The following is a 20488-nucleotide window of genomic DNA, read 5'->3' as shown; positions in this document are numbered from 1 at the left end:
CCGCTCACCACCGTCCCATCACTGAGAAACTCACCACCAACACCACAACTGAGTAACCCACAACAAACCTCACCACCACGCCGCACATCCGGCGGCACCCGCGTCCACCACCGCGAGAGTCGCCGCCACCATTCACAACCGAATGACCCACCACAAACTCATCACCACCGAGTTCATGAGATAAAGCCAAAGTCTCCCATCCCATAAGGTAACAAAAACGGCGGCCGAACCGGTCTGGATACTGGAATATCCAAACGGTTCGGCCACCGTCTTATCTCAGCTAATTACACTGGCTATCTGGCTAATCCAAAATCAGCCAAACTCCCTCACCAGCACTCGAACGGCACATACGTCGGCTTGTCCTCGTAGAAGCGGAAGTACTGGGTTTCGCCCCACTCCTCCGGGTCGCCGAACTCGAGCAGGCGCACGGTGCGGTTGTTGTAGGTGTGGGCGTAGAGCGCCTTGTTCTTGATGTCGTAGACCGCCGAATACTGCGTCCAGGCGAAGATCGTGTCGTCGCCCTGCTTGATGCGCAGCAGCCCCTTGGGCGTGTTCTCGCAGCCGAGCAGCTGGAAGATCTGGTTGACGGCCTCGTCGTCGTTGACCTCCACCGAGAGCAGCTTGGCGTAGGCGGCGCGCAAAAAGCGCGACTCCGGCTTGTAGTCGGTGGGGATGCCGACCAGGCCGCTGGTGGGCTCGCCGAGCGGGATCGGGTCGATCGGCTCGTCGTCGCGGTAGGTGTAGGTGCGGTAGGTGGAGCGCTCCAGATGCGTCTTGACGTTGTTCAAGTGCCAGTCGAAGGTGGGCGCGTTGGTGAAGACGCCGAGCTTGTTCTCGAAGATGCGGAACCCGTTCTCCTTTGAGGGCTCCACGACGATGGACCGGCCACTCTCATCCTGGAAGACGGCATGCTGCGGCACCGACATGCCCATCATCGGGCCCTTGTCGGTGGTGATGCCGAGGTCGGCGTTGAGGTTCTCCACGATCTCGTCCAGCGAGCCATATTGCGTCAAAATCCAGGTCACCAGCTCCTCGCCGCGCAGGGCGGTCTTGCCAGACTTGCGGATCTCGTCAGTGGGCGCGTAACGGAAGAAATGGTCGAAATAGAACGACCCGCCGCACACCCCGCGGTCGTTGATGCCGTCGAGCACCACCGGGAACTTGTGGACGTCCTGCGCCCAGACGATGCCCATCACCGCGTGCTTGGTGCTGAACGGCGTGTATGTGGATTCGATCATCGTTCCGGCGGGAATCTTGATGCCCGCGTACTCGAAGTTCTGCTCGAAATCCTGGGTCCTGCCCCAATATGGGTGGCCCTGTTTGCTGATCATCTCGATGCCAGTGCACATGCCTATCACTCCTTTGCGATGACCTCGCGTATTGCCGCGAATACATTGACTTGATATACCGAATTATTCTGACGGTCGTGTTAACCGTCGCATTTGACATTTATAACAACGCTTTTAACGACGCCTAACACCCCAAGCCATGCCGCCACCGGACCGAAACCGATGGCGGCACATCACTTGGCTAACGCTTAACTGCTAGCGACTAGCGCCTAACAGCTAGCGCTCGATGGTCTCCTCTTTCTTGGCCGAGGGGACCATGGCGATGCCAGCGCCGATGAGGGCGACCAGGGCGCCGAGGACGGTGACCATGTAGACGTGGCTGCCGAGGGCCGGCACCAAGAGGTCGATGAGCACGGAGCCGATGAGCTGGCCGGCGGTGGAGGCCAGGCCGAGCAGCAGCAGGCCGAGGCCGCGCACCAGAAGCGCCATCAGCGCGATGGAGAGCAGGCCGAGCGGGCCGCCGAGGTACATCCACCAGGTGGTGGGCAGGTGGAACTTGACGCTGCCGAGCAGGATGCGCACCACGAGCACCGCGCCGAGCACGCAGAAGCCGACGATGAAGTTCCAGGTGATGGAGACGAGCATGGAGCCGGTCTCACGGGCAACGGCGTCGTTGCCGGCGGGCTGCCAGCCGGCGAGCAGGCCTGCGAGGAACGGCAGAATGACCAGCGCGATCATCGAGGGGGCATGCCAGCTGGGGAGCACGACGAGCACGGTTGCGGCGATGGCGAGCAGCGCGCCGAGGATACGGGGGATGTTGAAGGGCTGCTTGACGTCGACGCCGATGCCGAAGCGGTCGCACAGCAGGCCGGAGATGACCATGCCGGAAATCAGCGCGGTCTGGAAGGTCGCCACGCCGAGGATGGAGGCGGTGGCGCCTTCGGAGAAGACCACCATGGCGCCGCAGCAGCCGGCCAGCCAGTTCCACCAAGGAATGTCATGGGACTTGATCTTGCCGGGGATCGAGGCGAACTGGTGGCGGGTGCTGCCGCGCGCCAGGATGATGATGGCCATGACGACCAGGCCGGAGCCGAAGGAGACGACCGCGGAGGCGTTGCCGTCGCCCAGTTCCTTGCCCACCTGCCCGTTGACCGCGGACTGCATCGGCGAGAGCATGCCGGCCAGCACCGTGGCGATGAACAGAAGCGGAACCGCTATCGCCTTCCCGCCTTTGGATTTCGACTGCTGTGTATCAGCCATGATTCTTCTTCTTTCCTTGTTGTGTTCTTCTTTTTCATGTATGAACTACGTACCACACAGATATATTGTTGAGATTCGGGGATGTATAGATTCCGGAAGTTGGTGATGTCGAGGATGAGTTCGTTGCCATATGTTGCATTGAGCGCGCGGAACCCACCGTGTCAGCTGTCAGTTGTCAGGTATCAGCCGTCAGCTGTCAGTCTTTGCCGGCCAGCCAGTTGATGCACCGGGAGAAGAACTCGCCATAATTCGACCAGTCCATAAACTCCTCAGGCGCCCAATGCGGCGCGACGTCGGACATATAGGCCAGCGAGCGCCCCGAGCCGAATTCGCCGGTGATGAGCAGCGGCGCGTCGTCGACGGTCATCAGCACATCGCTGCCTTGCTTGGGCTTCGCCTTCTGGTAGCCGAGGATCTTGGGGAACTCCCCCAGCCCGTCGGCGATGGATCCGGCGGCCACGCACTTCGGGGTGACTCCCTGGGGCGACTCCACGCGGTCGTCGTAGGGCAGGATCTCGACGGGCAGCGCCTGCTCGACGGGGGTGCCGGCGTAGTGCGCCTTGCCTTCGAAACCGCCGAAGGAGAGGTAGCCGCCGGCCATCATCAGTCCGCCGCCGCCTTTCACCCAGTCGCGCAGCAGCGCCATGCGGTTGGGCATCGCTTTGCCTTGGTCGAAGACCTGGGCGGAGAGCAGCAGCGAGTTGGAGCCGATGTCGGAGAGGAGCACGACGTCGTACTGGTCGAGCTCGTCCATCGTCGTGGGGAAATAGCGCTGCACGTCGTGCGCGAGCAGATGCGTGACCTCGTGGCCACAGCCGTGCAGAGCGTCCAGCAGCTTCTCGCAGCCGATCTCAAGCCTGGTGCTGGTAAACGAATCGAACCCCTTGTATTCCGTCGTGGACGAGATCCAGGATTCTCCAGCTAGCAATACCTTAGCCATATGTTCCCCTTCAACGGTGAATTTCTGAATATCATATATTGCGTAACGTTGCGCAACATTGCTTTTATATTATCAATATGTTTCGTAATGTCAAATCATTTCGATCACTCCGTGACCACTTGATGACCACATCGTGGCGGTACCAACACGACCGACATCGGCGCAACAGGCCGTAAACAAGGCCGTTTTGGCCCTGTCTCGTATACACTATTGATAGAAGTCAACCGCGTTCGACCCGCGAGCCATTGCCGACGTATCGCCGCCCCTGGTTCGCAAACCACGCAACGTCATGCGTGGCCGGACGGGGCCGGCGCGGACGGAACGGACAAGGAAAGACATGGTTTCTCTCTCTCAAGTGGCCAAGAAGGCGGGGGTCTCCACCTCCACGGTCTCCAGGTACCTCCACGGGCAGCTCGCGATCAAGGCCGACACCGAGGAGAAGATCGTCAACGCGGCCAACGAGCTGGGCTATGTGCGCCAGCCGTCCCGCTTCGCCGCCAACTCCCACGCTTCCAACACGGAGGTGGCGCTCATCGTCCCGGAGCTCACGAATCCCTTCTATTCCGCGCTTTCCGACGCCCTCATCACGCGAGCCCAGGCCAACAACCTCGTCCTCGAGATCATGGCCTCCAACCGGCAGGCGCGCATGGAATCGAAGCTGGTCAACACGGTGATGCAGTCCGGGCGGTTCACCGGCCTGATCTACGCGGGCATGCACCGCACCAACGCGGCGCTCAACCACCTGGTCTCCACCGACATGAAGCTCGTGCTGCTCGACGAGGACATCTCCATCCCCGACAACCCCAAGCCCAACATCGTCGCCGTCGACAACTATTCGGGCGCTTACCAGGCCACCTCATACCTCATCGGCCTGGGCCACCGGCGCATCGCCCACATCTCCGGGCCCAACAAACTCAGCACCGCCGGCGAGCGCCTGCGCGGCTACAAGGCGGCGCTCAAGGACGCCGGCATCCCCTTCGACTCGCGCCTGGTCTTCTCCGGGCCCTACACCGAGGAATACGGCGCCAACGTGCTCACCTATCTCGTTCAGCTCGACGAGCGCCCCACGGCGGTCTTCGCCGGTTCCGACATCGTGGCGATCGGGCTGATCTCGGCCTGCAAGCAGTACGCCATCTCCATCCCCCACGACCTCTCCGTGGTCGGCTGTGACGGCATCCGCATCGGCAAGTGGCTGCATCCCACGCTCACCACCCTCACCCAGCCGATCGACGACATGGCCTCCGCGGCCTTCAACCTGCTGCTGCAGAGCGACGGGTCGGACGAGCACCAGCTGGAGACCAACATCCGCCTGCCGCTGACGCTGACGATTGGCGAATCCGCCGCGAGGGTGAAGCACACCGGCTGAGGCGAGACTGGCGCATCGGCCCGTCATGGAACGGCCCCGCTCGAAGCCGCCCAAGGTGACGTGCAGCCCGGCGCAGCGGCCCGTCGCGGAACCGCCCCACAGGCCAAAACGGAGCTACCCCCAAGCCCCTACACACCCGCGAACCCCGCAGGCAGACCGTCCACGAGCCAGCACCACCCCACAAGGCCGACCGTCCACGAGCCAGCACCACCCCACAAGGCCGACCGTCCACGCGAGCCAACACCACCCCACAGGGCCAAACCACCCCGGTCATAGACCAAATATCCCGGCTCGCACCCCTTCTTCCTGCCCCTAAAAGGTAGATCCTGCCCCTAACGATACATTTTCGGGCTTTAAAATGTGCTATTAGGGGCAGGAACGACCCGTTAGGGGCAGGAACGGGCCATTCCCGGCAACTCCGCCGTCCAATGCCCAAAACAGACACTCACAGCTCACCGAATGGCCCCTTCTCGACACAAGAAAAGGTGCGGGCCAGCCGGATTATTCCAGCTGGCCCACACCTTTGATTGAAACTGTTTCAGTTATACCTGCCCGGACGCCAAATTGGCGGCCGAACCTACAACCAAGCGCGCATCACTTGGCGGCGTTCGAGACCTCGATCCAACGCTCCAGCAGGGCCTCGGCCTTGCCCGAGTCCACGGTGTCCTTGGCGATTTGGTAGGCCTTGCGGAACCGGTCGCCCAGGCTCGCGCCGGCGTCGACCTGATGGCCGTCGGCGACGATGGCGGAGGCGGCGTTCAGAAGCACCGTCTCGCGCGGCGGGATGTCCTCACCCTTCATGAACCGGCGGAAGATGGCGGCGTTCTCCTTGGGCTCGCCACCGCGCAGCGCCGAGACGTCGATCTTCTTCAGGCCCAGCTCCTCGACGGGGTCGAAATCGGTTTCGGTGACCTTGCCGTCGGCGATCTCCCAGACGGAGACGGGGCCCGTGGGCGCCATCTCGTCGAGACCTTCGGCGGAGGTGTAGACCATGCCGGTCTGGCCACGGCCCGCGTAGACGCCCGCCATCAGGGGACTCAGCAAACGGTCCGCGCAGCCAATGGCCACGTGCTTCGGGTTGGCCGGGTTGGTCAGAGGCCCCAAAACGTTGAAGACGCAAGGGATGCCGAGCGCCGAACGCACCGGGCCCACGAAGCGCATCGAAGGATGGAAGGTCTTGGCGAAGGCGAAGGTAATGCCGATCTCATCGCCGATCTCGCCGACGGCCTCCGGGTCGAGGTCGAGCGGGATGCCCAGTGCCTCGATCACATCGGCCGCGCCGCACTTCGACGAGGCCGCGCGGTTGCCGTGCTTGACGATCTTGACGCCCGAAGCCGCGGCGACCACGGAGCCCATGGTCGACAGGTTGACGGTGGCCGCGCCATCGCCACCGGTGCCGACGATGTCGGTGGTCTCGCCCGAGACCTTGAGCGGGACGGCGTGCGAGACCATGGCCTCGGCCGATCCGGCGACCTCCTGCTCGGTGAGCCCCAGCTGCTGCTGCATCGAGAGCACCGCGCCGACGGCGGCCGGGTTGGCGTTGCCCTTCATGAGCTCATCGACGTACCATCGTGATTCCTCCGCGTTCAGGTGGTCTCCTCCGACCAGCTTGGTGAGTATCGACTTCCATGTGATCTCAGCCATATCGCCCTCCTGCGACGCGAATGCGGCCGAAGCCGCACATCAAATAGTTATGGAACCCCACCGCTTATGCGATGGAAGTTATCTATTATTCTAAGACACCTCTCTCGCCTTCGCCGCCATATCCCACATGCTGGCGGGCGGCGGCCAGGCTGGTGGCGGCCACCCTTCGCTTCACCGCGTATACGAAAGACGGGCGCGCCCGAAGGCAACGCCCGCCATATCGTCATGAAACCGTATCAGCCGAACTTACTTCTTCTCAGCCTTTTCGGCCTTCTCGTTCTGGCCGTGGCACATCTTGTACTTGCGACCGGAACCGCAGGGGCACGGCGCGTTCTTGGAGGTGCCGGGGAACGTGCGACCGTCGGCCCACGGGCTCTTGAGCTCGGAGGACTTCGGGCGCTTGCTCGGCGAGACCTTGCCTTCGGCGTGGCTCAGCGGCTCGGGGCCGACGATGCCGGTGGGCTCGCTCTTCGCGGAATCGCTCTTGGACTCGGCGGCGGGCTTCTTGGCAGCGTCCTTCTTCACGGTCGTCGCCTTCTTGGCAGCCGTCTTCTTGCCGGCCTTCTCGGCCTTCTCCTCGGCAACCTCATCCTCGTCGGCGTCCTCATCCTCGGCGTCCGGGTCTCCAGGGGCGGAGGTGATCGTGCCCTTCGACTCCTCGTCCTCGGCTTCCTTGGAGGCGCTGTCGACGGCGTCCGCGGCCTCGTCGACGGCCTGGGACTCATCGCTCTGGTCGTCCGCTTCGCCTTCGGCCTCGTCGCTCTTGCCCACCTGCTCGATGTCGACGTGGAAGAGCAGCTGCACGCTCTCCTCCTTGATGGCGTCGATCATCTTGTTGTACATCTGGTAGCCTTCGCGCTGGTACTCGACCAACGGATCGCGCTGGCCCATGCCACGCAGACCGATGCCGTCCTTCAAGTAGTCCATCTCGTAGAGGTGCTCACGCCACTTCTTGTCGAGCACAGCGAGCACCACGCGGCGCTCGAGCTGGCCCAGCCCGTCCTCGCCGATCTTGTCCTTGAAGCCGTCGTACTGCTTCTTGGCGTCCTCGTAGAGCAGGTCCTGCAAGGCCTTGGTGGCCTTCTCGCCCTTGAGCCCGTCGGTGGCATCCTTGGCGTCGTCCAGCTCCACACCCACGGGGTATACGGTGTTCAGGGCCTTGAAAAGACCCTTCCAATCCCAGTCCTCGGGCTTGTCGCTCTCGTTGTTGGCGCCCTTGATATAGCTGGCGATCGTCTCGGAGATGAAGCGCAGCACGTCGTCGTGGATGTCGACGCCGCGCAGCACGGCCTGGCGCTCGGCGTAGATGACCTTGCGCTGCTTGTTCATCACGTCGTCGTATTTCAAGACGTTCTTACGCATTTCGAAGTTGCGGGATTCCACGGACTTCTGCGCGGTGCGCACGCCCTTGGAGACGCTCTTCGACTCGATTGGCTCGCCCTCAGGCAGGCCCTTCGACATCACGCGCGCCACCAGCTGGGTGTTGAACAGACGCATCAGGTCGTCCTGGAGACTCAGGTAGAAGCGGGATTCGCCCGGGTCGCCCTGTCGGCCGGAACGGCCTCGCAGCTGGTTGTCGATACGTCGGGACTCGTGGCGCTCGGTGCCCAGCACGTAGAGACCACCCAGCTCGGTGACCTCGTCGTGCTCGTCCTTGGCCTGCTCCTTCATCTCGGCCAAGGTGCCGGGCCAGCGCTTCTCATATTCCTCGGGGGTGTCGTCGGCCGAATAACCCTCGTTCTTGAGCTTCTGGTCGGCCAGGAACTCCACATTGCCGCCGAGCATGATATCGGTGCCTCGACCGGCCATGTTGGTGGCCACGGTGATGGCGCCCTTGCGTCCGGCGACCGCGACGACCGCGGCCTCCTTCTCGTGGTGCTTCGCGTTCAAAACCTGGTGGGGGATCTTCGCCACGTCGAGCAGCGAAGAGACGACCTCGGAGGACTCCACGGAGGCGGTACCGAGCAACACCGGCTGGCCCTTCTTGTAGCGGCGCGCCACATCCTTGATGATGGCAGTGAGCTTCTCCTTCTTGGTGCGGTAGATCAGGTCGTCCTTGTCCTCGCGGATCATCGGCTTGTTGGTCGGGATCGGCAGCACGCCCAGCTTGTAGGTGTTCATGAACTCGGCGGCCTCGGTCTCGGCCGTACCGGTCATGCCCGCGAGCTTGTCGTACATGCGGAAGTAGTTCTGCAGGGTAATCGTCGCGAAGGTCTGGTTCTCGGCCTTGACCTCGACGCCCTCCTTGGCCTCGATCGCCTGGTGCAGGCCCTCGTTGTAGCGACGGCCGGGCAGCACACGGCCCGTGTGCTCGTCGACGATGAGCACCTCGCCGCCGGTGACGACGTAGTCCTTGTCGCGCAGGAAGAGCTCCTTGGCCTTGATGGCGTTGTTGAGGTAGCCGATCAGCGCGGTGTTGCTGGGCTCGTAGAGGTTGTCGATGCCCAGGAAGTCCTCGACCTTGGTGATGCCCGGATCGAGGATGCCGACGACCTTCTTCTTCTCGTCGACCTCGTAATCCTCGTCGCGGGTGAGCTTGGTGACCAGCTTGGCGAACTGGCGGTACCAGCGGGTGACGCCGCCTTCGGCCGGGCCGGAGATGATCAGAGGCGTACGGGCCTCATCGATCAAAATGGAGTCGACCTCATCGACGATGGCGTAGTGGTGGCCGCGCTGCACCAGCTCGTCCTTGTCCCACGCCATGTTGTCGCGCAGGTAATCGAAACCGAACTCGTTGTTGGTGCCGTAGGTGATGTCCGCCTCATACTGCTTGCGGCGTTCGGCGGGCTTCTGGTCGGTGATGATGCAGCCGACGTCCATCTTCAGGAAGCGGAAGATACGGCCCATCAGCTCGCTCTGGTAGCTGGCGAGGTAGTCGTTGACGGTGACGATGTGCACGCCCTCGCCGCTCAGGGCGTTCAGGTATGAGGGAAGGGTGGCGACCAGAGTCTTGCCTTCGCCGGTCTTCATCTCGGCGATGTTGCCCCAGTGCAGGGCCGCGCCGCCCATGAGCTGCACGTCGAAGTGGCGCTGGCCCAGCGTGCGCTTGGAGACCTCGCGCACCGTGGCGAACGCCTCGGGCATCAGCTTGTCAAGGTCCTCGCCGTTGTCGAGACGCTCCTTGAATTTCGCCGTCTGGCCGGCGAGCTCCTCGTCGCTCAGAGCCGCGATCTCATCCTCATGCGCGTTGGTCGCTTTGGCCACGTTCTCAAGCTTCTTGAGCTGGTGGCCTTCGCCCATACGCAAGGCCTTGTCGACGATATCTACCAATTTCGCTCCCTAGTTCGTTTCCCATAAACGAGCAAGACCGAGTAACTGAACTCGGCACAGACTATCAATTATCCTACGCGACGGCACAGATTTTCGGCTTGGTTCCGCGCTTTCGCCGCCAAAACGACACCTGGCGCCACAGCGCGGCCTCAGGCGACGAAACGGGATCCGCCACTGGTTGTCAGTGACGGATCCCGATGGCTTGTGCGCCGGCGACCCGTGGCTTCTTAGATTTCCCATATTCGCCACGTCACGCCGTTGGCACACAGAGCCTTATCGACTTATTAAGGCCGCGTGGTCACATCGCGTTCTCTGGCGCGGCACCGTCGGCCTTGACGTGCTCCGGGGTGTCGATCTCGAAGACGCCGTAGCTCCAGCCGTGGCGACGGTAGACGACGGAGGGGCGGTTGGTCTCCTTGTTGACGAAGAGGAAGAAGTCGTGGCCGATGAGCTCCATCTCGTAGAGCGCCTCGTCGATGGTCATCGGCTCGGCGATGTGCAGCTTGCGGCGGATGACGATGGGGGTGTCTCCCACCTGCACCTCGACGGACTCACCCGGTCCCAGATCGGAGGAGACGGCCTCCTGCGGGCTGTCGGTCTGCGGCGGCTCCGGCTCTTCCGGCTCGGAATCCTGCATCTGCGGGGGCTCCGGGCTGATCGGCTCGCCCAGCGGCAGCACACCCTTGTCGACCACCTTGCGCGAATCGCGGCGACGACGGGTCATCTTGCGGTCCTTGGCGCGGCGCAGGCGCAGCGTCAGCTTGTCGAGGGCGATATCGAGGGCGCTGAACTCATCGGAACTCGAGGCCTCCGCGCGCACCACCGTCGCACCGTCGATGACCGTGATCTCGACTCGCTTGGCGGTGTCGGCCTGCCTCGGGTTGCCTTCGCGGCTCACCACGATCTCAGCGCGCTGGGCGCTGGGCGCGATGCCGGTGACGCGGTTCATCTTGGTATCGACAACATCACGGAATTTCTGGCTTACCTGCATATGGCGACCGGTAACGATGATATCCATGGGGACCTCCTGGTCAATCAGCGACCTTGCGGCCGCTTTCCTGTCCGACGGCCTTAACGCCATCGTTGGTTCCCAGTCTAGTCGACACGCTGTGAGAAACCTGAGTCTTGGCTGAATAATACGCCATTCGCTTCGCGCTTTCCCCTAAAGCGGAACGATTTGCTATAGTTGGAACCTTGAGACCTCTTGATGACCGCGGCCACGTTTTCGTGGCTGAGGAACTTCCGGGCTCCATAGGGCACGATGGCGGATAACATCCGCCCAGGGCGACCTGAGAGCCAGCGCAGCAGAGAACAGACCGCCCGAGCAATCGGGTAAGGGTGAAACGGCGGTGTAAGAGACCACCGGGCCTCTGGCAACAGAGACCGCATGGCAAGCCTCATCGGGAGCAAGGCCAAGCAGAAGGCGCGCCGGATGCCACATCCGGCATGGGCTGCCCGCCCAGCCTTCGGGTAGGCCGCTAGAGCCTGGCGGCGACGTCAGGTCGAGATGGATGGTCATCCGTGCGGAAACGCACGACAGAACCCGGGGTATAAGAGGTCTCACCCCACTTTTCACGCCAGCTCGGCACCGTCGCCGGCTCTGGCCGTCACAGTATGGCCGTTACAGTATAGTTGTCGCGGCAAAAATCACCAATCCCACGGCATCAAACCTAGGAGGCGATGAGTCCGAGTCGGTCGAGCGTGCGTAGCAGCCTGTCCTCCATCACCGCATTGTCAATCAACGGGTCGGACTGGCTACGCACCAAATAGTCGAACTGTTCAAGATCCTTATATTCAAATGCCGTCTGCAGATGTTGTCTGGCGGACTCGTCGAGCTCATCGTAGTAATGGTCCGCAATGAATGTGATGTCGTACAGGTCACGGATTTTGTCACGATTGAGGTATGCGCCGACCTTGAGCTCGCAAAGCCTGCTGATGGTGTAGACGCGGATGCCGTTGATCATCGTGGTCTCCGTGGCCGGCACCTGTTTACGGCGGAAACTGGCCTCGATTTTCAACGGTCTTTCGGGATTCCCGTAATCGACAAACGCCCGACGCATGGCGGGTGTATCTTTGGCCTTGCGCCATGAGTAGCCGTGCTTGCGGCAAGCCGTTTCCACCGCCCCGAAGAAACGCGATGAGGGAATGTTGGCACGCTCGCCGTCGAGATCGATATCCTCGCTGAATCGATCCAACCCATAACAGGCCATCAGCGCGGTGCCACCTTTAAGAATAAAAGGATTCGACTCAGGGGCGTTCAACGAACGCAATATATTGTCTATTGCCGCTCTATGCTCATCATGATTGACGAATACGCTCATAAGGCTCACCTCCTGTGTGACCCATCACGACGCCGCAACGGTAGCGAATCAATGTCAGATTCGGCCGAGGCAACCTCGTCCGCCTGCTCGGCTCGGTCTTTGAAATCGAGCCACTGGCCGTAGTATTCATGACCCATGAACCAGTCAATCGCAGGCCACTGTCCACGGCGGCGACGCAGCTTCCACACCTGACGCATGAACGCATCGGTGGTGGCCGGATTGTCCAGGAACTGGTCACGCGTGCCCTGCGCCGCTCCGTACATCCCCTGCTCCACCAAATCCAAGCAGGCGCGCACATGCCCGGCCAAAGGCATACGACCCATACCCGGCACCTCCCCCTCATGCACGTCCCACGAACCGAACGGCGAGGTGGCGGTATCAAGAGTCATCGGGTGCCGCCAGTCCATTGAAGAATAATGCCAATCGCCGCTCGTCACCGAGCGGTCGCCAAGATTCAGGGCATGCAATCCCGTCACATATCGAGTCATCATGCCTCCCTCTGTTTCGTTGGCACCTCAGTAATAGAACACTTCACAGCCATTTCAATTGTATGCCACAACCGTATGGAACGTCCTTTTGTTCATTCACCCATTGGCCTTTCCCATACTCCGAAGCCATGAGCTTACATATTGCTCCATATTTCAAGCGAAACGCCTTGCTGCTGGCTTCAGAACACCAAGCACGTCATTCACTCCACCGGATTGTCGAAAAGGTCGTGGGAGACTCGGCGCAAGGCCTCGGGGTCGTGGCCTTTGCGGCCTCCGGCCGACCAGAAACGGCGACGGCGCACCTGGCGGTCCATGCCCTCCGTCTTGGCGGCGACCTTGCGGCCCAGCTGCCAGACGCTGTCTTCAAAAACGCCTTGTTCACGGGCCTCGCGCACCACCTGCGAGGCCAAACGATCCTCGACACCTTTGCGCTTGAGCTCCATCTGGGCGCCGCGCGAGCCAAGCATCCTCGAGGCACACGAGCGAATGACCGAACGCGCGTAATCCTCGTCGTCGATGAGATGGATCTCGACCAGACGGTCGACCACCTGCCGCGAGACCACCGGATCGTAGCCCTTGTGGACGAGCCTCTTCGTCAAAGCGCCAGATGAGCGGGCGGCCGAATCAAGCAGAGTCAATGCGGCCTCGCGGCACGCGTCCACGTCCGCGGGATCGTCGGGAACACGACGGACCGGTTTGCCGGTGCGGTATCTCGGCCGGTAATTGTTGTGCCCACGGCCACGACGACGGTATTTCCTGCGCTGGTCGGGCTGGTCATCGACGTCGAGGCTTCCCCCGAAACCACTGGTGTAGGCGCTGACCACCGGCACCGCATGGGTATGCGAGGCGTTGGGCCTGCGCTTCTTGGCATGGCTCTGCGACCCCTTGCCATCACTTCGCCCGGATGTTGCTCTTCCCAGACCAGCAACAGCGCCTGTTGCCGATGCGGTTTCGTCGACAACGTCCAAAGCCAAACTGGAATCGTCAAGAACACTCGACGCCGATCCAGCATGGTCAAAGCTTCTCGTCGCCGATGCAGAATCCGCCAACGGTCCTTCTGAGTCATCAGACAAGTTATCGCCGAAACGAGCCGACGAGAAACCTGACCTTGACGAGACATCGCTTTGGCCCCGCTTCTTGCGCCAATCGGCAGGATCCTCCGGCCCCTCAGCCGACTTCTGAGCCCGATCGGACGTCTGGAGAGTCGAATCGTCATCCTCCCGCTCGATGGTGGGAGGATGACGATCCAGAAAGTCCTCGACGCTGATCACCGGTCAGCCTTTGTTCGAACCGGCTTCGGCATCGGCCTTGCCAGTGGTGTCGGCGGCATCGCCCGCGGAGGCCGAGACATCCGTGTCGGAAGTCTCGTTCCCATCGCCGTCGGCGGCGGAATCGTCGGGAATAAGGCCGTATTTGACCTTGACCTTGCGCTCGATCTCCTCGGTGAGGGCCGGGTTGTCTTTGAGGAACTGGCGCACGTTTTCGCGCCCCTGCCCCAGCTGGTCGCCCTCGTAGGTGAACCACGAGCCCGACTTCTTGACGACGTCGCACTGCAACGCCATGTCGAGCACGGAGCCCTCCTTGGAGATGCCCTCGCCGTAGAGGATGTCGAACTCGGCGAACTTGAAGGGCGGGGCCATCTTGTTCTTGACGACCTTCACCTTGGTGCGGTTGCCCACCGCCTCGTCACCGTTCTTGATGGTCTGGATACGCCTGATGTCGAGACGCACCGAGGCGTAGAACTTCAGCGCCTTGCCGCCGGTGGTGGTCTCCGGGCTGCCGAAGAAGACGCCGATCTTCTCACGCAGTTGGTTGATGAAAATGGCCGTGGTGCCGGACTGCGAAAGCGCGCCGGTCATCTTGCGCAGCGCCTGGCTCATGAGCCTGGCCTGCAGGCCGACGTGGCTGTCGCCCATCTCGCCCTCGATCTCGGCCTTGGGCACCAAGGCGGCTACCGAATCGATGACCACGACGTCGAGCGCGCCGGAACGCACCAGCATGTCGGCGATCTCAAGCGCTTGCTCGCCGTTGTCGGGCTGGGAGATAATCAGGGAATCGGTGTCGACCCCGAGCTTCTTGGCATAGACCGGATCGAGCGCGTGCTCGGCGTCGATATAGGCCGCCACGCCGCCGGCCTTCTGCGCGTTGGCGACGGCATGCAGCGCCAACGTGGTCTTGCCCGAGGACTCCGGGCCATAGATCTCCACGATCCTGCCGCGCGGCAGCCCCCCGATACCCAGCGCCATGTCAAGGGCGAGCGAGCCGGTGGGGATGACCTCGACGTTCTGCACGGGCTTGTCGCCAAGCCGCATGGCCGAGCCCTTGCCGAAGCTCTTCTCGACCTGCTTCAACGCGGTGTCGAGCGCCGCCTGCCTGCGCGGGTCGATGCCCTGGCCCTTGCTCTCCTCGGCCTTGAGGTTCTTCACCTTGCCATCTTTCGATGTGTTCTTCTGCGCCATTCGTTCTCCTTTAGCATTTGTTTGGCCTTACGCCCTCCACCTTACGGAAGCGAACCTCGGCCACACAAGCCAAACGGGGTTATGTGGTCGAACGGTTGGCATTTCGACACGCCGTGATTTCCAAGGCTTTTCGAACCAACAGGCCACAAGACACCGAAATTGCCTCATGTTTTCTTGACTTTATTGTAGCGCCAGATACGAACATTTGTTCGAATACGGGAGTCGCGCCACAGCAAAATGTGGATAACTTTTCATGTTGTATAGCAGCAACAAACGCTCCGTCGCTCCAAGCGCACGTCTCCCCCGAAAATCGCCGCCATCTACTTCGCGGGCAGCGGCGGGGCGTTGTGGTCCTTGCCCCAGCGTTTCGAATCGGGAATCTCAAGCTGGTCGCACAGCACGTTCCACACCACGCGCGGCTCCACGCCGGCGGCGAGCGCCTCCACCACCGTCATGTCGTCGAGCTGGGTCAGCACCTGGTCGTGGGCGATCGACCGGCCGTAGGAATGGCCGAGGACCTCGTCGAGCAATTGCCAGAATTCACGTTCACGCACGCCATCAGCATACCGAACCAGCGCGAAAAGAAACCACGAGCAAGCCCACGGAAAGCGCTACCAAGCAACCAACAAAACAGCCCACAACAAGCCCGCCCGGAAGCGACCTCGAGCACGCAAAAGGCCCCTCGCCAAACGGCGGGGAGCCTTATGCCACAGGTTCGTTATCTACGAACGGAATCAGACCTCGGAGGAATCCAGGTAGTCGGCGACCATGCGCAGCATCTGCGAGGTGCTCAGGCCCAGGGATTCGGCGATGGATGCCAGAAGCTCCGAGCTCGCCTCCTTCTGCCCGCGCTCGACCTCGGAGAGGTAGCCGAGAGACACACCGGCCTTCTCGCTGACCTCGCGCAGGGTCTTGTGGTCGCGGGTGCGCAGGTCGCGCAGCACGTGGCCGATCGCCTCGCGCAACGAGATGTCGCGGCCCTCGGCGTTCTCCTCATGCTTGCGGGCCACCGCGCGCGGCTTCGACTGCTCGTTGTCCTCTTCCTGCCACATCCGATTGAGAGCGGCCTGGCGCTCGTCCTTTGCCTTCTTCGCGGCGCGCGCCTTCAGCACCTGCTGCTGCGCGAACGCCACCGCACGCTTCTGGGCCGGGGTCAAATCCTTGTTCCGCGCGTCGCCCGGGCGCTGCGCGTCAATCGAAATCGTGTTCATCCTCATCCGTTCCTGTGTACGAGTCATTGTTTCCATTACGCCACCCTCTTTCTGCCATTACGCTGTAAGTGATTCACTATGCCTAACAGCCTTGAGCGTAAATTATTCCTAATTCAACCATGTGAGCCGCCTCACATTGGCCAATACGTTGAGGACCGTCAGGTGGCGGATGCGTTCGCGGGAGCCGGAAAGCCGCAGCTCGAAGGCGTGCGCCCGGGCCTGCCCCGCCTTGAGACTGGGCGGAATGGCGACACCGATATAGACCAGGCCGGCCGGTTTGTCACCATCGGGCCCGGGGCCAGCCACCCCCGTGGTCGACAGGCCGATGACCCGTCCGTCATATTTCGGCTGGTTGTACAATTTGGCGGTTGATTGCGCCATCTGACGCGCCACCTCGGGGTGCACCGCGCCCTCGCGCTCGAGCAGGTCGGCGTCCACGCCCAGAATCGAGGCCTTGGCGGCGATGTCATAGGTGACGGCCGAGCCCAGGAAGACGTCGGAGGCTCCAGGGATGCGCACGAAGGCGTCGGCGAGCAGTCCGCCGGTCAGCGATTCGGCGGCGGCGATCTTCACGCCGGCCTTGCGGCAATCGTCGAGGATGGCCACGGCCATGGTATCGCTGCGGTCCTTGATCTCGGCGATGTCACCCTCGTCGATGACGTCGGTGGGCTCCACTTGATCGATGGCATCCATGTTGACTCCTTACCAATGATTTGGCGTTGTCAAGCCACACATTACTCTCCACCGGCCAACGCCCGCCGCCCCGCGTTGCGAATGTTGGAATCCGTTGGACGCTTTAGTGTCAAGCGTCTATTTATTCAGGCAAATCAGGATTCTGGCAGAGGCGGTAGACGGTATTCCGCGACGGAATCCACAACGTTCGTGGGGAAGATATATATGGAGATATATAAGGACGACGCGTTCAAAAACCAAATAATGCGACGAAAAATCTAGGGAATATCGTGGGATATTCGGACAATACGCCACAACCATCACGACCCGTCACCGGAATGAATAGAGCAGCCGACAAACGAATAGAGGCACCACGCATATGGCACCTCTATATTGAACAGTATAAAACCCGGGAAACCGAAACCTCGCGAAAGTTCCGCTATCAGGCCGACTTGCGCGCGCGCCACACGTTGCGCACGTAGATGTAGCCGGAGTAGAGGCACAGCGCGAGTGCGGCGAAAAGCAGGATGTAGGTGGCCCAGTAATAGATGGTCCACCACAACGGCGCTCCGGCTCCGAGCGCGGGCAACGCGGCCGGCACCATGCGCGTGGGCGTCAGGGCCCACACCGGCATCAGCAGCATGCCCAAGCCGATGCACTGGGTGAGCGTCTTGTATTTGCCGGCCTTGGCGGCGGCGATGACCTTGCCGCCCGAGTCGATGACGAAGAAGCGCATGACGGTGATGCCGACCTCGCGCACGAGGAAGAGGCCGGTGACCCACCAGCTGATCTCCTGGAAGGCGGAGGCGACCACCAGCGCCGAGCAGATGAGCAACTTGTCGGCGATCGGGTCCATGAGCTTGCCCAGCTCGGTGACCTGGTTGTAGGTGCGAGCCATCCAGCCGTCGAGCTTGTCGGTCGAGGCGGCGACGATGAACAGGATCGCGGCGGTGAAGCGCAACCACGGCTTGCCGCTGCCCCAAGGACCTGCGGAGATGTCGGCCCACAGGAAAACCAGGACCAACACGATGCGGGTATAGGTGACCAGATTCGGCGGGCTGTTCCAACCGTCCAGCAGCGACTGATGTTCATCTCGTTCTTGCATAGGATTCACCTTAGCGCGACTGGGATACCGACACACAGCGAGCCTCGTCGTAGCTAGTCTCCATCTCCCCTTTTTCGAAGGTGAAAAACGAATATATCTTCAGCTTCCTGTTGTATATCCGATTTATGTCACAAGGATGATTCGTCAGGATTAAAAACCAAACCATTAAAGTCATAGAATCAGCAAAATTTGAACCTATGCTGGTTTTAGATCGAATCTGTCTTGCCTTCAATGAAATCTAGGACCCGATTAATATCTTGTGGCTGAACCAGCACTTCACGCGATTTTGAATCTTGTCTCGGCCCCACAACGCCACACAATTCAAGCAAATCCATCATGCGACCGGCCTTAGCGAAACCGATTTGCAATTTACGCTGGACCATCGAGGTGGAACCGAACTGTGTAGTAACTACCAGCTTCGCAGCCTCCAACAATGTATCCATATCTTCACCAATTTCATCGTTAAGATGAGATGGTTTTTGCTCGATATTCTTGTGAAGGTTTTCAAGTAACGAAACATCAACAGAGTGCCTACATGCACGTAAATCCGCTATTGAAGATTCAATTTGTTTATATAGTTCATTTCGTTCCATGACGACCTCTAAATCTCACCACTATAGAGAGGTGAATCAACCCAATCATTAGGAACAACAATTTTGGCCTCAACCCCCGCATATTCCTTTAGCAAGCTGAGCAGTCCAGAGCCATCAATGAGCTCCAAAGGTTTATTTTTCGCAAACTTATCAGATGCGGAACCATAACCACTCGTGGTCACCAAAATACCTTTTGAAGCGCCTTCGTTCATCATGGTGCCGTATAAATCACGAACTGCGGCAACTCCAACGGTGTTTTTATAGCGTTTCGCTTGAATGACGACCTTGCCTCCAAGTATCGGCCTTGAATCGTATGCTATGCAATCGACTCCCCCGTCGCGCGATGGTTGAGTAAGTTTAGTGTCCAATCCCATTTTGCTAAAGAGGTTGGTGACTAGACTTTCGAACTCCGCTGGAGTTAGTTCCATAAGGTTTGGTCGTTGGTCCAAGTCAGATAGAATATTCTCCTCAGTTACAAACCGCGAATCATTCTTGTCAAACTTGATCAATGGCCTAACCGGTACAACTTCATTGGGGTCCCTTGACACCACCGCAGACAGGTGTTTAAGACATGCCACCGGGTCCACACGTTCCAAATTAAGTTCAGAGATCTCCTTGAAATTCGCTTGTACACTAATCAAACAAGGGAAAACAGTATGCCCGGTAGATGGATCTGTTGTCAGGTACATACCGTTGAAACAAACAGTGTCAACGATATTGCTGAAATCAAGACGGAACACTTCGACAATTGCAAGCAAAGCAATTTGTGCAATCACGGAAGTATAAAGTTTTTTGGTATCTTGCTTTTTAAACAAAGTTTGCGTTATTGAGTTCCGACTTTTCACATAACGATAGGTTCTGACTTCAGGAATGATATCTCTGTTTGGAAGCTGATATTGTAAAATCAAACGCCTTGAATCGGGACTATAGACAATATCAAAATCCTCATACTCAAAGATGAATCCAAAAAGTTGCAAAGCGTAATGGAAATAACGCGACACCGCATTACCATCACCGCTTGCGACATCATGCTTGAATGACATCAGAACATTGTTACGCTCCGAGACTCGTTTTTGTTCTGCTTGCTCTGCCTTCGAACGATGCTCATTCGCAAGTTTGAGTTCATCAAGATGTTGCTTCTCTTGAATCTCATAATTTGCCATTTGCTGTCTATAAGTATGGCAGCACCTTATATATTCATCATTAATCTGTTGAACTTCTTTTTGATATCGAAGTCGATATTTTTCTTGACCCTTAGCCGTCAATGACCAATGTTTTTCGGGCGAAACGGGATATGCTCTTCTGGTGGGTGGTGTAGGCGGTTTAATCGCTTTTCTCAACCGTTCCGGGACTGCCTCAATCTGCCGCGGTGGAACTTTCATACATGAGAAAAAATCTGGGCATTCTCGACTAATACCTGACTTCAGAATATTCAACAACTCTTTAATCAGATAATCAGTCAGTTCATTCAACTGGACAGCCTTGCCTTCAGAAGCCGAAAGGTGCTCAAGCTTCATAAAAGCATGATGAATTGCATCGCCATCCAAGACATTGAACGTACTTTCAGTCTTTAAATGCTGTATTTCCTCGGACTCGTTACTGCCTGGAATTGGTTGAAATTCATCCTGCCGAGCAGCGCTATTGGCCGACAAAAGACTCCAAGAATCTACTGCTGTCGGTCTTACGCTCTGTGCCACACCGCTAACAAGTGAATTTTCGGAATCAATCATGTCCTCTGTCGATTCCTCATGTATTGATGCAGCTTCATCAAAAGCGTTACCACCAGAGAAATCAGAACCTGAATAAGCTCCCAGTCCTACATGTCCGCTTCGCAAATCCAACCCATCCTTTATCGGATGTGATACATCAA

16 protein-coding genes, 1 other RNA gene and 1 pseudogene are annotated in these 20488 nt (G+C 59.6%); 2 read left to right on the top strand and 16 right to left on the bottom strand.

The annotated features are described in order from the left end of the window. Positions 1-326: 326 nt before the first annotated feature. From OZY47_RS02995 to OZY47_RS02985, 3 genes are all read right to left on the bottom strand, one after another. Positions 327-1349: a linear amide C-N hydrolase gene (locus tag OZY47_RS02995; protein ID WP_277178603.1), complete on the bottom strand. Its 1023-nt coding sequence runs from the start codon at positions 1347-1349 to the stop codon at positions 327-329. A 216-nt stretch (positions 1350-1565) separates the two neighbouring features. Beyond that, positions 1566-2549 carry a DMT family transporter gene (locus OZY47_RS02990; protein WP_277178601.1) on the bottom strand — a complete coding sequence of 328 codons (984 nt, stop codon included), beginning with the start codon at positions 2547-2549 and terminating at the stop codon, positions 1566-1568. Positions 2550-2745: 196 nt separating this feature from the next. Then, complete coding sequence (locus OZY47_RS02985) at positions 2746-3489, bottom strand: glutamine amidotransferase (RefSeq protein ID WP_277178599.1); 744 nt, start codon at positions 3487-3489, stop codon at positions 2746-2748. A gap of 337 nt (positions 3490-3826) precedes the next feature. Between OZY47_RS02985 and OZY47_RS02980 the strand changes: the two genes are divergently transcribed. After that, a complete protein-coding gene (locus OZY47_RS02980) occupies positions 3827-4855 on the top strand; it encodes a LacI family DNA-binding transcriptional regulator (RefSeq protein ID WP_277178597.1) in 1029 nt (342 codons plus the stop codon). A 594-nt stretch (positions 4856-5449) separates the two neighbouring features. On the opposite strand, the gene trpD is transcribed toward OZY47_RS02980, so the two are convergent. The 3 genes from trpD to raiA form a co-directional block, all read right to left on the bottom strand. Continuing rightward, the gene (gene trpD, locus OZY47_RS02975; protein WP_277178595.1) at positions 5450-6499 is read right to left on the bottom strand and encodes an anthranilate phosphoribosyltransferase; all 1050 of its coding nucleotides are present in this window, start codon (positions 6497-6499) and stop codon (positions 5450-5452) included. Between the two features lie 246 nt (positions 6500-6745). Next, a complete protein-coding gene (gene secA / locus OZY47_RS02970; protein ID WP_277178593.1) occupies positions 6746-9769 on the bottom strand; it encodes a preprotein translocase subunit SecA in 3024 nt (1007 codons plus the stop codon). Positions 9770-10067: 298 nt separating this feature from the next. Further along, entirely contained in the window at positions 10068-10787 is a 720-nt protein-coding gene (raiA, locus tag OZY47_RS02965; RefSeq protein ID WP_277178591.1) for a ribosome-associated translation inhibitor RaiA, read from the bottom strand. Positions 10788-10964: 177 nt separating this feature from the next. Between raiA and rnpB the strand changes: the two genes are divergently transcribed. Next, an RNA gene (gene rnpB, locus OZY47_RS02960) (RNase P RNA component class A) lies at positions 10965-11336 on the top strand. 103 nt (positions 11337-11439) lie between these two features. On the opposite strand, the gene OZY47_RS02955 is transcribed toward rnpB, so the two are convergent. The 10 genes and pseudogenes from OZY47_RS02955 to OZY47_RS02910 all read right to left on the bottom strand — a co-directional run bounded on the left by OZY47_RS02955 (position 11440) and on the right by OZY47_RS02910 (position 20459). Continuing rightward, positions 11440-12090, bottom strand: coding sequence for a nucleotidyl transferase AbiEii/AbiGii toxin family protein (locus OZY47_RS02955; RefSeq protein ID WP_277178589.1), 651 nt, complete (start codon positions 12088-12090; stop codon positions 11440-11442). 5 nt (positions 12091-12095) lie between these two features. After that, positions 12096-12479 (bottom strand): hypothetical protein, encoded by a 384-nt coding sequence (locus tag OZY47_RS02950; RefSeq protein WP_277178587.1) that lies wholly within the window; start codon positions 12477-12479, stop codon positions 12096-12098. A gap of 299 nt (positions 12480-12778) precedes the next feature. Next, a complete protein-coding gene (locus OZY47_RS02945) occupies positions 12779-13552 on the bottom strand; it encodes a regulatory protein RecX (protein WP_277178585.1) in 774 nt (257 codons plus the stop codon). Between the two features lie 300 nt (positions 13553-13852). Continuing rightward, positions 13853-15037 (bottom strand): recombinase RecA, encoded by a 1185-nt coding sequence (gene recA, locus OZY47_RS02940; RefSeq protein ID WP_277178583.1) that lies wholly within the window; start codon positions 15035-15037, stop codon positions 13853-13855. Positions 15038-15357: 320 nt separating this feature from the next. After that, positions 15358-15591 carry a DUF3046 domain-containing protein gene (locus OZY47_RS02935; RefSeq protein ID WP_277178581.1) on the bottom strand — a complete coding sequence of 78 codons (234 nt, stop codon included), beginning with the start codon at positions 15589-15591 and terminating at the stop codon, positions 15358-15360. 180 nt (positions 15592-15771) lie between these two features. Then, positions 15772-16284, bottom strand: coding sequence for a helix-turn-helix transcriptional regulator (locus OZY47_RS02930; protein WP_277178579.1), 513 nt, complete (start codon positions 16282-16284; stop codon positions 15772-15774). A 72-nt stretch (positions 16285-16356) separates the two neighbouring features. Continuing rightward, positions 16357-16860: a nicotinamide-nucleotide amidohydrolase family protein gene (locus tag OZY47_RS02925; protein ID WP_277179106.1), complete on the bottom strand. Its 504-nt coding sequence runs from the start codon at positions 16858-16860 to the stop codon at positions 16357-16359. 502 nt (positions 16861-17362) lie between these two features. Further along, positions 17363-18025: a CDP-diacylglycerol--glycerol-3-phosphate 3-phosphatidyltransferase gene (gene pgsA / locus OZY47_RS02920; protein WP_277178576.1), complete on the bottom strand. Its 663-nt coding sequence runs from the start codon at positions 18023-18025 to the stop codon at positions 17363-17365. 206 nt (positions 18026-18231) lie between these two features. Then, a pseudogene (locus tag OZY47_RS02915) lies at positions 18232-18489 on the bottom strand (DNA translocase FtsK); the annotation flags it as partial. Positions 18490-18626: 137 nt separating this feature from the next. Next, a complete protein-coding gene (locus tag OZY47_RS02910) occupies positions 18627-20459 on the bottom strand; it encodes a restriction endonuclease (RefSeq protein WP_277178574.1) in 1833 nt (610 codons plus the stop codon). Positions 20460-20488 lie beyond the last annotated feature (29 nt).

This window comes from Bifidobacterium sp. ESL0790, from assembly GCF_029395435.1.
In the GTDB taxonomy this organism is placed as follows: domain Bacteria; phylum Actinomycetota; class Actinomycetes; order Actinomycetales; family Bifidobacteriaceae; genus Bifidobacterium.
This window is presented reverse-complemented; position numbering and strand designations above follow the sequence as displayed.

Coding starts and splice junctions, on each gene's coding strand:
- recA (WP_277178583.1), bottom strand. CDS start 15,037: ATGGCGCAGAAGAACACATCGAAAGATGGCAAGGTGAAGAACCTCAAG.
- OZY47_RS02930 (WP_277178579.1), bottom strand. CDS start 16,284: ATGGAAACAATGACTCGTACACAGGAACGGATGAGGATGAACACGATT.
- pgsA (WP_277178576.1), bottom strand. CDS start 18,025: ATGCAAGAACGAGATGAACATCAGTCGCTGCTGGACGGTTGGAACAGC.
- OZY47_RS02950 (WP_277178587.1), bottom strand. CDS start 12,479: ATGACTCTTGATACCGCCACCTCGCCGTTCGGTTCGTGGGACGTGCAT.
- OZY47_RS02995 (WP_277178603.1), bottom strand. CDS start 1,349: ATGTGCACTGGCATCGAGATGATCAGCAAACAGGGCCACCCATATTGG.
- raiA (WP_277178591.1), bottom strand. CDS start 10,787: ATGGATATCATCGTTACCGGTCGCCATATGCAGGTAAGCCAGAAATTC.
- OZY47_RS02955 (WP_277178589.1), bottom strand. CDS start 12,090: ATGAGCGTATTCGTCAATCATGATGAGCATAGAGCGGCAATAGACAAT.
- OZY47_RS02985 (WP_277178599.1), bottom strand. CDS start 3,489: ATGGCTAAGGTATTGCTAGCTGGAGAATCCTGGATCTCGTCCACGACG.
- OZY47_RS02925 (WP_277179106.1), bottom strand. CDS start 16,860: ATGGCCGTGGCCATCCTCGACGATTGCCGCAAGGCCGGCGTGAAGATC.
- OZY47_RS02980 (WP_277178597.1), top strand. CDS start 3,827: ATGGTTTCTCTCTCTCAAGTGGCCAAGAAGGCGGGGGTCTCCACCTCC.
- OZY47_RS02990 (WP_277178601.1), bottom strand. CDS start 2,549: ATGGCTGATACACAGCAGTCGAAATCCAAAGGCGGGAAGGCGATAGCG.
- trpD (WP_277178595.1), bottom strand. CDS start 6,499: ATGGCTGAGATCACATGGAAGTCGATACTCACCAAGCTGGTCGGAGGA.